Genomic DNA, 12,346 nt, shown 5'->3' on the forward strand with positions numbered 1-12,346 from the left:
CAAGTATCTATAGATATCAAGCAATTATTGGTTTTCAAATATTTCAAATAATGGAATAGAGACAGAGAAGCGGCATGATCCGGATGGATCATGCCGCTTCCATTTCCCGGAAAGGAGACTGATTCCGGCTTCCAATCTCCAGCTTCTATTTATGGTACATTGCCATGTATTCACCGTGAGCTTCAATCAGATCGTCACACATTTTCACGATATCATCGATGGACAGCTCAGCTGCGGTATGGGGATCCAACATGGCAGCCTGATAGATGTTTTCGATTTTCCGGGTTCGGGCTGCTTCAATGGTCATCAGCTGAACATTGATGTTGGTCATGTTCATGGCAGCCAGCTGAACGGGCAGTCTTCCCACATGGCAGGGGCGGATCCCGCCGCCGTCCACCAGGCAGGGCACCTCAACACAGGCGTCTGCGGGCAGGTTGTCAATCAGACCGGTGTTCAGCACGTTACCACCGATTTTATACAGGGTATTGGTCGTAATGGACTCCATAATATAGGAAGCATATTCTCTGGAACGTTCATGGGTTACCTTGCCGTCCTGAAGGATATTGTTCTTTTCTTCCTCCCATCCCTTAATTTGGTTTATGCATCTGCGGGGATACTCATCCAGTGGGATATTCAGCTTGTCAATCAGTTCGGGGTATTGGGATTTGATGAAAAGCGGATTGTATTCCGCATTGTGCTCACTGGACTCGGTGCAGTAGTAGCCCAGCCGCCTGATGTATTCAAAGCGGACCATGTCATTGTGCTTTTCCGATGCGTTTTTCTTCGCGGCGCGCTTTCGAATTTCCGGATACAGATCGTTTCCATCCTTATCACGGATCTCCAGCAGCCAGCCCATGTGGTTGATCCCCGCAATCAGCTCGCGGCGGCCCTCCAGTTTATCTTCCATTCCCAGCGATTTCAGCAGGGTGGAGGAACAGACCTGTACGCTGTGGCATAAGCCCACTGTCCTGATGCCGGTATATCGCTGCATGTATCCGGACAGCATGGCCATGGGGTTGGTGTAATTCAGGAACCAGGCATCGGGACAGACTTCCTCCATATCATCGGCAAAATCCTGGAGTACCGGAATGGTACGAAGGGCACGCATAATGCCGCCGATTCCCAGCGTATCCGCAATGGTCTGCCGCAGACCGTATTTCTTCGGGACTTCAAAGTCAATGATGGTACACGGATCATATAATCCGACCTGAATGGCATTGACGACAAAGTCCGCTCCTCTCAGGGCTTCCTTTCTGTGTTCCACACCGAGATAGGTTTTAATGACGGCTCTGTTTTCGTTTATGTTTTTATTGATGGCCTTCAGTATGATTCCGGACTCTTCCAGCCTTTTGGCATCAATATCGTAAAGGGCGAGTTCGCTTTCCCGCAGGGCCGGCGTGCACATGCAGTCCCCCAGCACGTTTCGTGCAAATACGGTACTGCCGGCACCCATAAATGTGATCTTTGGCATAATTCTCCTCCTCTTATTGGTTGCAGACTATTCCATGGATCTGTATCCTTACCGCTTTATTCTAAACGATGTCCGGTGAAATTGATATGGAACATTGTTGCAAATTATTGTTTTAATGTTGCATTACATAATATGTATGATATAATTTTACTGTATTATGTAATTTGAGCGGAAGGCAAATCGGGAACCAGGAGGATGCTATGACCCGTGAATGGATCGAATCCAAAGGAGATACCTGTTGCGGTGTTGTTTATATCCACCAGGTTGGATGGGAAACCTGCGCGGGGGGGCACAGCTTTGGCCCGGCAGTAAGGGATCATTTCCTGATCCACTGTATTCTGGAGGGGGAAGGGACCTTTTCCGTGGGGAATAAGGAATATCGGCTGAACCGGGGTGAGGGATTTTTGATTGTGCCCGGTGTGGTGACCTATTATCGGGCAGACCGGAACAATCCATGGAAATACTGCTGGGTTGGCTTCAACGGAACCGAAGCAGCGAAGATCTGCAGCCAATGCGGCATCGGCCTGGAGCATCCGGCATTTTCCTATGCCGACCCGCCGCGGATGGAGACCTGTATGCGGGAGCTGCGTGAAATCTGTGATTCCGGGGGCAATGAATTTCTGACCCTGTCCCGTTTGTATGAATTCTTTTCCATGATTCAGCGGGAAGCAGCGCCGGCAGGCAAGCGTGCAGGTATTGTGGAACCGGCTCTGGATTACATCAGCAAGAATTATTCCTACGGGATCACGGTTGGCCAGATTGCTTCCCATCTGGGCATCAGCAGAAGCCATCTTTTTCGTGTTTTCAAGGGAAAGCTGGGATTATCGGTGCAGGAATATCTGCTGTCCTTTCGCCTGAAACGGGCGGGAAATCTGATGGAAACCACCGATATGACGATCAAGGAGGTCATGTATTCCTGCGGATTCAATGATCTGCCCAATTTCTCCCGGCAGTTTCGAAAAGTATATGGTATGCCGCCGGGTGCTTATCGGAGCATCAGCACCGGACAAAAAGCGAAAATTTGAGCCCCTTCCATAAGTCCTGTAAAAATGTTATAATATTTGGATAGGACATCTAAAAGGAAGGATTTTGCCAATGCTTCAGATACCGGACTCCCTGATTGTGAACTACAGTGCGTCGCCGCAGGTTTATAAGCGGGGCATGGCTTATTATCGCAGCGGGAGGATCAAAAGTATCCGGATCCAGGAGGACAAGGAAATTATATACAGCGTAGTAAGGGGCCGTCAGGACTATGATGTGCGTATTGAGTTTGATGATGACGGTATTTTTCAGTCTGCGGAATGCACCTGCCCGGCAAGCCGGAAGTACTGGGGGCACTGCAAGCATATCGTGGCAGTTCTGCTTCATTTGAAGTGGTTGAAAGAACACGATGGGTTCCGGACAATTACGGCTAAAAGAACCGCCAGGGAGATTTTTCATTATTTTCAGTATTCACCGTCTGCCGAACGGACTCCGGTTACCCTGGAGCCGATCTATGAATTCCGGCCGGATGCGGAGGAGGATTATGGCGTATCCTCCCTTCTCTCCTTTCGAATCGGAGAGAATCGGATGTATGTGGTACGCAATATGAGAAAATTTCTGGAGGACTTGGAGAATGGGAATTCCATCTATTTCGGCAAGCAATTTACCTATGATCCCGATTGGCATACGTTTCCGGAGGAACTGGGTTCACTGATCGATTTTCTCCATGAGCTGCACCAGGTGAGCGGATTGGACAAAGGATACCATTATTATAGCTCCGGCTTGTTTCACGATAAATACATTTGTCTGACGGATGCCCTTGTCAAACGCTTTTTCTCCATAATGGGCGATCAATCCTTCCGGGCTATCCTGCATGGCAGGGTATGTGATGATGTACGGGTCCGCCGGGAAGCCGTCCCGGTTCAGTTTTCGGTGGACAAAGAGGGAGAGGATCTTGCCATGAATATCGAACTGGCGGATTCCATCCACAACCTGACAGCAGACGGGACCTATATTTTGGTGGGGACCCGGGTTTACCGTCCGCCAGTCGATCAGATCCGAAACATCATGCCCTTTGTCAGCATCATGAACCGCACGGGAAGCAGGAAGCTGCTTTTTACCGGAGAAGACAGGGAGCGCTTTGTTTCGGAGGTGCTGCCCCATGCGGAGCGGGTCGGCAGTGTTCAGGCCAGTGATTCTGTGGACCAGATGGTAGAAAGGGAACCGCTGGAGGCCAAAATCTACTTTGACCGGGAGGGGGAAGGCATCCGGGCACATGTCCTGTTCCAATATGGAGAAAGGAAAATCGATCCCTTTGATCCGGAGCGCCACAGCCCGGTATCGGAAAAGAGCGGCAAGATCCTGATCCGGGATATGGATACCGAACGAAAGGTACTGAGCCTTTTTGAAAAGTACTCCTTTCGGGTTTGTCCCCATGGTGTGTATCTGGAAGAGGAAGAAAATATTTTTTCCTTTTTCCATACCGGCTTGTTTCAGCTGCAGCAGGTGGCAGAGGTATACTATTCCAAGGACTTTCGGGTGATTGTCCACAATAAATTGACCTATTCTGCCGGAATCCGTCTGAGCGCAGATACGGATCTGCTGGAGTTTACCTTTGATATCGGCGGGATCCGTTCTTCCGAACTCGACCGGATTTTCGAGGCACTGCGGGAAAAGAAACGGTATTACCGGCTGAAGGATGGGAGCTTTTTGCCTCTGGACAGCAGTGAGCTGGACGGACTGGCGGAAATGACGGAGCATCTTGGCATCCGGGACAGGGATTTGCGGAACGGGACGCTGGAGATGCCGAAATACCGCGCATTGTATCTGGACCGCCAGCTGCAGGATTTCGGGATACAGGATGTTCAGGAGGATGACGCCTTTCGTGATATGGTAAGGGATATCCGGAAGCCCGGTGAGATTCATGCGAATACACCGGAATCCCTGAAAGAAACCTTGCGGGATTATCAGCAGCTGGGATTCAAATGGCTGAAAACCCTGTCCCGATACGGGATGGGCGGGATCCTGGCAGATGACATGGGCCTGGGAAAGACCCTGCAGGTGCTGACGCTGCTTCTCTCGGACAAGGAGGAGGGGTGCGGGGAACCATCTCTGGTGGTGGCGCCGACTTCCCTGGTCTGTAACTGGCAGGAGGAAGTCCGGAAATTCGTGCCGGATCTGTCAACGCTGCTGTTGATCGGCAACCGAAGCGAGCGGGGAGAGCTGATGGAGCAAATTCCGGAAGCTGACCTGGTAATTACCTCCTATCCTTTGATCCGGAGGGATAAGGAAAGCTATCAGAAGTTTACCTTCCGTTATTGCATTATCGATGAAGCACAGCATATTAAAAATCCTGCCTCCCAGGGTGCAAAGGCGGTCAAGTCGATCCATGCAAAGAGACGGTTTGCCCTGACGGGTACGCCTATGGAGAATTCCCTTTCCGAGCTTTGGTCCATCTTTGACTTTGTCATGCCGGGCTATCTGTTCAGCCATACAAAGTTCCTGTCGGATTATGAAAAGCCCATTGTGAAGGAACGCGACACAGATACGGTGGAGGAGCTGGCAAAGCATATCAAGCCCTTTATCCTTCGGCGTTTGAAAACTGATGTACTGAAGGAGCTTCCGGAAAAGATTGAAAGCCGGATGGTTGCGGATCTGACTGTGGAGCAAAAGAAGGTTTATCTGGCTTATCTGGCCCGGGTTCGGGGAGAAATTACGGCGGAGATTGACCGTTCGGGCTATGAACGGAGTCAGATCAAGATATTGGCTGCGCTGACCCGGCTGCGGCAAATCTGCTGCCACCCCGGGATGTTTCTGGAAAATTACAGAGGAGAAAGCGGCAAGATGCTCCTGCTGGATGAAATCCTGTCCGATGCGTTGGGAAGCGGACATCGTGTTTTGCTGTTTTCCCAGTTTACCAGCATGCTGCATCTGATCCGGGAGCGGCTGGAAGCGAACCGGATCCATACCTTTTATCTGGATGGGAATACCGAGGTGCGGGAACGCGGCAAACTGGTAAAGAGATTCAACGAAGGGGACGGAGAGGTGTTCCTTGTTTCCTTAAAGGCCGGAGGAACAGGTCTGAATCTGACCGGAGCCGATACGGTCATCCATTTTGATCCCTGGTGGAATCCGGCGGTGGAGGATCAGGCGTCGGATCGGGCGTATCGGATTGGGCAAAAGAAGGCAGTTCATGTCATGCGGCTGATCACAAAGGGCACGATTGAAGAGAAAATCGAGCACCTGAAGGAACAAAAGAGGAATCTGACGGATGCCGTGATCAAGCCTGGCGAGACATTTGTATCCAGGATGTCGAAAGAGGAAGTCATGGCACTGTTTGAATAAAAAACAGAATTTTATGGAGGGAACGGATTATGATTCATGAAAGTGGAAATATTTCGGTCAATACTGCCGATATCTTTCCGATCATAAAGAAATGGCTTTATTCGGATAAGGATATCTTTCTCCGCGAACTGGTATCCAACGGGAACGATGCCATCGCCAAGCTGAAACGGATTGTTTCCATGGGAGATGCGAAAGTGGACGATGACGAACACTACGCGATCCATGTGGTGCTGAACAAGAAAAAGAAAACCATTCAGGTGATGGACAATGGAATCGGCATGACGGCCGAAGAGGTGAAAAAGTACATCAACCAGGTGGCTTTTTCCGGCGCGCAGGAGTTTCTGGAGAAGTATAAGGATCAGGACGAAGCCAATCAGATCATCGGGCATTTTGGCCTGGGCTTTTACTCCGTGTTTATGGTGTCGGACAAGGTGGAGATCGATACCCTGTCCTATCAGAGTGGGGCGGAAGCGGTAAAGTGGATCTGTGACGGCGGAACGGATTTCGAAATGACTTCATCCGAAAGAGATGAGAGAGGCACCGTTGTTACTCTTCATGTTTCCGGGGACAGCAAGGAGTTTCTGGACAAATATGAACTGCGCAGGATACTGGAGAAGTACTGCGCCTTTCTGCCTGTGGAAGTATATCTGGAAGATGTAGAGGAAGAGGAAAAGAAGGCAGAGGAAGCTGCCAAAAAGGCGAAGGAGGCTGCCGAAAAGAAGGTAGCGAAGGCAAAGGAAGCAGCAGAGGAACCTAAAAAAGAGACGGGAGCAGGAGAAACATCTGATCAGAAAGCATCCGGGGAAAAGGAGGAAAAGGAAGAGACGGAGAAAGCCGGGGAAGAATCCGGTGAAGAATCCGGGGAACCGGAGCAGCCGTCAAAGCCGGAGCCGATTAACGATATCCATCCGCTTTGGCTGAAAAGGCCGTCTGAATGCACGGAGGAAGAATACAAGGAGTTCTATCGCAAGGTATTCATGGATTATCAGGAGCCGCTGTTCTGGATTCATCTGAATGTGGATTATCCATTTCATCTGAAAGGCATCCTGTATTTCCCGAAGATACGCAACGATTTTCAGGGCATGGAAGGACAGGTCAAGCTCTATAACAATCAGGTATTTGTTGCCGATAACGTGAAGGAAGTGGTTCCGGAATTCCTGTTGCTGCTCAAAGGGGTGATTGACTGTCCGGATTTACCGCTCAATGTTTCCAGGAGTTTTCTGCAGAATGACGGGTATGTCAGGAAGATATCCGAACACATCTCCAAGAAGGTGGCGGACAAGCTGAACAGCCTGTTCAAGACGGAACAGGAGAGTTACAACAAATATTGGGAGGATATCCATCCCTTCATTAAATATGGCTGCATGAAGGATGACAAGTTCTATGACCGGGTAAAGGATATTCTGATTTATAAGAGCACAAACGGGGATTATACCATCCTTAAGGATTATCTGAACCGAAACAGTGAGAAGCACAAGGACAAGGTGTTTTATGTTTCGGATGAGAAACAGCAGGCTCAGTATATCCGGATGTTCAAGGAAAATGATCTGGAAGCCCTGTATCTGGATACCATGATTGATACCAATTTCATTGCTTTCCTGGAGATGAAGGAGTCCATCAAGTTTATCGGGATTGATGCCGATATTACCGATGCTTTGAAGGACAAGTCCGAAGACGGGAAAGAGGACAGAAAAGAAGACAAATCCCACTCGGAAGATCTGGAGAAACTGTTTCGGGAAGCCCTGGACAACAAGGATCTGAAAGTTCGGGTGGAAGCTCTGAAGACGGAGGACATTCCGGCTGTTATCGTGCTTTCGGAGCAGACCAGAAGAATGCAGGAGATGCAGAAACGATTCGGGGATTTGAACATGGGGAACTTCCCGATGGAGCAGACTTTGGTTCTGAATCGGAAGAATGATCTGATTGCCCGGCTGGAAAAGATGAAGGATCGGGCGGATCGAAAAGATGATGTGGCAATGATCTGCAAACATGTGTATGATCTGGCCATGATGAACCAGAGGCCGCTGGAGCCGGATGAGATGGCTGCGTTTGTAAAGAGAAGCAATCAATTGCTGACCCGGCTTGCAGAGTTCGGGAAATAGGGGAAACAGCAATCCTTCTGAGAAAAATAAAAAAGGACAGGCAGGGCCGGTGAAGAACCTTTTTTCACCGGCCCTTTTTGTGATATGATAGAAGTAGGAAAAGAAGGGATGGAACAGAGGAAAAAAAGGAAGGATAATCCGGGTGCCCAATTGCAAAGGCTAAGGATTATCCGTGGCAGACAGGGAAACAGTTTATGGATGGAGGGAGACTATGGATCAATATACGGCGGTTTCTCTTTTCCTGCTCGCTCTGGCGGCTTTTCTGATTTACCGTATTAAAAACAGGCGCAGGAAAAAGAAAGAGAAGAAAAGTATTGCGTTTCATAGGAAAAATATGCCTGCCGCCAGGCGGCGAGAGCATGTCCTGCTGGATCATGATAAAGGGAAGGTGATCCCCTTTCCCGGGAAGACGGTATCATCGGAAAAGCATGATAAGTCCGGGCAGGGGAATCATTCGGGATCCGGGCAGAACAAGGAATAGGACGTTCCTAGATCCACATAATATGCTTTTTCTGTTTTTGGGAGATACGCCATAGTGTCTCTTATGGAATAATCAAAGGACAGGGACAAGAGAGAGAAAAGGACTTTCATAAAGGGCTTTATCAAATCGGGGGATGAAATAATGACGGGGGTATTACCGACAAAGCAACAGCTTTCCTTCCTGGATTGGGAAATGGGTGCGTTTTTTCACTTCGGCATCCGCACATTTTATGAGGGGCATCGGGACTGGGACGGGAAAGAAATGGATCTGGATGCCTTTCGTCCGGCCAAACTGGACTGCGACAGCTGGATTCGTACGATAAAGGAAGCCGGGATGGCCTATGCCATCCTGGTTTGCAAGCATCACGACGGATTTGCCAACTGGCCTTCGAAGTATACGGATTATTCTGTGGCCAACACCCCATGGAAGGATGGACAGGGTGATGTGGTACGGGAGTTTGTAGACGCCTGCCGCAAGTACGACATTCGGATCGGGCTTTACTATTCTCCCGCGGAGGCGGGGTATCAGAAACGGTCGCCAAAGGAGCATGACGACTATTTTATCAACCAGATCAGCGAATTGCTGACCAACTACGGCAGGATCGATTACCTGTGGTTTGACGGCTGCGGATCAGAAGGGCATGAGTATGACAGAAAAAGGATTATACGCACGATCCGCGACCTTCAGCCCGAAATCCTGATCTTCAATATGTGGGATCCCGATACGAGATGGGTGGGCAATGAAGCGGGCGTGGCAAATGTGACCAACAGCAATGTAGTATCCAGTGTGGACTTTTCCGTCCTCACCGAGAGCGGGGATGATCTGGATACAGAACGGTTTTTACCTGCGGAATGTGATTTCATGATGCGGGACCGGAATTGGTTTTACAGTGAATATGATGTTCATACGGTGAAAAGTGTGGAAGAGCTGATTTCCCTATATTATTATTCTGTCGGAAACGGAGCGAATTTCCTTATTAACATTGGACCGGACCGCAGAGGTCTTTTGCCGGAGGTGGACGCCAGGCGGCTGCTGGAGTTCGGTCAGGAAATCAGGAGACGTTTTTCTCAGCCGGTTCCAACCACCTGGAAGAGTATAGAAGATGGCATTTGCATCAGGCTGGAGGAAGAACAACTTATCAATCATGTTATATTGCGGGAAAATTTGACGGCAGGGGAAAACATACAGGCGTTCCGTGTTTCTGTCAGGTCCGGTTTGATCCAGCGTCCTGTCTGTGTCCATATGGGGGCTGCCATCGGGCATAAAAGGATTATTACCTTTCCTGCCATCCGGGCAGCGGAGGTTCGGATCGAAGTTACAGAGGCAAAGGGGACGTTTCACTTTTTGTCCCCTCAGGTCTTTTATATCCGGCAATGATGGCAGGAAACGGGATGGAAAAGGGCGAATCCATGAGATAATAAGCAAAATATATCTGGGAACATATCCAGTAATGGAAAGGAGCAAATGGAATTATGTCAAGCTATACAACGAGGAAAACGCCCGGAGACACGGAATGGTTTGTTCATGACCGGTTTGGTATGTTTATCCACTGGGGGCTGTATTCCATGCCGGCCCGGCATGAATGGGTGAAGTCCAGGGAAGAAATACCGGAAGAAAAGTACGATAAATATTTCAAATATTTCAATCCGGATTTGTTTGATCCGAAGGACTGGGCCCGAAAAGCAAAAGAAGCAGGAATGAAATATGCCGTTCTCACCACAAAGCATCATGAGGGCTTCTGCATGTTCGATTCAAAGTATACAGACTATAAGTGCACAAATACTCCTGCCGGCCGGGACATTGTCCGGGAGTATGTGGATGCTTTTCGGGCAGAAGGATTGCGTATTGGCTTCTATTATTCCCTGATTGACTGGCATCATCCCGATTTTCCCATCGATCCCATTCATCCGCGGCGTGATGATAAGGATGCCTATGAGCAGAGTAAGGGCCGGGATATGCACAAATATGCGGAATATATGCGCAATCAGGTGGAGGAGCTTTTAACGAACTATGGGAAGATCGATATTCTGTGGTTTGATTTCTCCTATCCGGACCGAACCATGAAGGATCAGCCATGGATGAAAGGCAAGGGCAGGGAAGACTGGGAAGCGGATAAACTGATTGCTCTGGCCAGAAAGCTGCAGCCTGGCATTATCATTGACAACCGCACCGGGATCGAACAGGACCTCTGGACACCGGAGCAATATCAGCCGCAGGAATGGGTCCGCCATGAGGATACCGGGGAGCGGGTGACCTGGGAGGCCTGTCAGACATTTTCCGGTTCCTGGGGGTATTATCGGGATGAAATGTCCTGGAAGACGCCGGATGTGTTGATACAGATGCTGATCAATACGGTTTCCCGGGGCGGGAATCTGTTGATGAACGTGGGCCCGACGTCCAGAGGCTATATCGATTACCGGGCCGAAAAGGCACTTAAGGTATATGCGGACTGGATGAAGGTCAACAGTCGCTCCATTTATGGGTGCACCATGGCCGAACCGGAGTTTGTGGAGCCAAAGGGCTGCCGGTATACGCAAAGCGGGGATGGGAAACGCCTGTACATCCATCTGATGGAATATCCCTATGCTTTTCTGGAAATACCGGGGATGGCCGGAAAAGTGGATTATGCGCAGTTTTTGCATGATGGAAGCGAAATAACCTTTACGGAAAAAACCAGCGATCATTTCAGTGAAGGCAGAATGCAATCGAAGGATTTGCTGGTCTTTAACATACCGAAGATCAAACCTCCGATTCTCGTGCCGGTGATCGAAGTCTTCCTGAAATAGAAGATTGGAGATGAAGCTGGCTTTTCTCTGATGATGCATGCGGATGATGCACGCGCTTATTTTGAGGAAAAGATAAGTATATTAACTCTATAACAGAAGGACCGCATGAAAATTCTGTTTGTTGAAATAAAAGCAGAAAAGTAAATTACAAAGAGTACCAAAACGTAGATCAATGATCCTGTCAGGAAATCTGTTATTGCGCTTTTTCGCTTTGACATCTGTGCTTTTTAGGAAGGGCATCGGGGCTGGGATGACATTGGGAATTGGAAATCATAGGATTATGATTTCCAATTCTGCTTCACTGCAGATTGTTTCCGCTTTTGAGTTCCTGGCTGTTGAAGCTGCTGCAGTGGCTGGAACAAGTTTGCTAAATCCACCAATCGGTCCACAATGATATCCGGTTTCACATCGGAAGAATCCACATCCGGAAGTTTCGTTTCGCCTGTCAGGACCAGGACACTGGTGGCCCCATTTTTTGCGCCGATGGCGATGTCGGTGTACAGACGGTCTCCTACGAATACCACTTCCTCCTTTGTGCAATTCAGATTATCCAGAATATAGTCCATGGTTTCCTTATAGGGTTTCCCGAAATATTTTGGAAGAATGCCGGTGGATTGGGTAATAAAGGCGCATATGGCACCGCAGTCCGGGATAAAACCGTCTTCCGTCGGACAGTTGTTGTCCGGATGAGTGGCAAGAAAAGGAACTCCGTTTCGAATCAAAGTACAGGCTTTTGAGAGCTTTTCATAGGTCAGAGTTGTATCAAATCCGGCCACGACCGCATCCGGATCCTTCGCTGTCAAAAGAATGCCACTGTCCTGAAAATCCTCTTCCAGCAGCGGGGTCCCCAGCAGATAAACCTTTGGATGAGCCCATCGCTTTTTCAGGTGATAAGCGGTCACCATCCCGGAGGTAATGATCTGGCTTTTTGTAACGTTGCATCCCATTTTCGCCAGCTTTTGCACATAGACATCCTGATTTTTGGACGAGTTGTTCGTATAGAAAAGAAAATGCTTTCCCTGCTCTTTCACCTTCTCCAGAAATTCAAGGGAACCTTCCAGCAGTTGGTTTCCCAGATAGAAAGTACCATCCATATCCAATATGAAATATTTCTTGTTGTCCTTCAATTTTTTACACATTATATATCTCCTATCCCTGGGGAGCTGTCTTATTCATACTT

8 protein-coding genes are annotated in these 12,346 nt (G+C 49.0%); 6 read left to right on the top strand and 2 right to left on the bottom strand.

The window, feature by feature from the left end; all coding sequences use genetic code 11:
- Positions 1 to 145: 145 nt before the first annotated feature.
- Positions 146 to 1,471: an alpha-glucosidase/alpha-galactosidase gene (locus tag QBE55_07230; protein WZL77377.1), complete on the bottom strand. Its 1,326-nt coding sequence runs from the start codon at positions 1,469 to 1,471 to the stop codon at positions 146 to 148.
- Positions 1,472 to 1,671: 200 nt separating this feature from the next.
- On the opposite strand from QBE55_07230, the gene QBE55_07235 reads away from it, so the two are divergent.
- From QBE55_07235 to QBE55_07260, 6 genes are all read left to right on the top strand, one after another.
- Positions 1,672 to 2,496, top strand: coding sequence for an AraC family transcriptional regulator (locus QBE55_07235; protein ID WZL77378.1), 825 nt, complete (start codon positions 1,672 to 1,674; stop codon positions 2,494 to 2,496).
- Positions 2,497 to 2,566: 70 nt separating this feature from the next.
- A complete protein-coding gene (locus QBE55_07240) occupies positions 2,567 to 5,797 on the top strand; it encodes a DEAD/DEAH box helicase (GenBank protein ID WZL77379.1) in 3,231 nt (1,076 codons plus the stop codon).
- Between the two features lie 29 nt (positions 5,798 to 5,826).
- Positions 5,827 to 7,899, top strand: a complete 2,073-nt coding sequence (htpG, locus tag QBE55_07245; GenBank protein ID WZL77380.1) for a molecular chaperone HtpG — start codon at positions 5,827 to 5,829, stop codon at positions 7,897 to 7,899.
- 211 nt (positions 7,900 to 8,110) lie between these two features.
- The gene (locus QBE55_07250) at positions 8,111 to 8,380 is read left to right on the top strand and encodes a hypothetical protein (GenBank protein WZL77381.1); all 270 of its coding nucleotides are present in this window, start codon (positions 8,111 to 8,113) and stop codon (positions 8,378 to 8,380) included.
- A 141-nt stretch (positions 8,381 to 8,521) separates the two neighbouring features.
- On the top strand, positions 8,522 to 9,757 hold the full coding sequence (locus tag QBE55_07255; protein ID WZL77382.1) for an alpha-L-fucosidase: 1,236 nt from the start codon (positions 8,522 to 8,524) through the stop codon (positions 9,755 to 9,757).
- 95 nt (positions 9,758 to 9,852) lie between these two features.
- Positions 9,853 to 11,166 (top strand): alpha-L-fucosidase, encoded by a 1,314-nt coding sequence (locus QBE55_07260; GenBank protein ID WZL77383.1) that lies wholly within the window; start codon positions 9,853 to 9,855, stop codon positions 11,164 to 11,166.
- 278 nt (positions 11,167 to 11,444) lie between these two features.
- Here the strand turns inward: QBE55_07260 and QBE55_07265 are convergent, their stop codons facing one another.
- Positions 11,445 to 12,305, bottom strand: a complete 861-nt coding sequence (locus QBE55_07265) for an HAD-IIA family hydrolase (GenBank protein WZL77384.1) — start codon at positions 12,303 to 12,305, stop codon at positions 11,445 to 11,447.
- Between the last annotated feature and the right edge of the window lie 41 nt (positions 12,306 to 12,346).

This window comes from Eubacteriales bacterium mix99 (assembly GCA_038396605.1).
Classification (GTDB): Bacteria; Bacillota; Clostridia; order Caldicoprobacterales; family DTU083; genus UBA4874.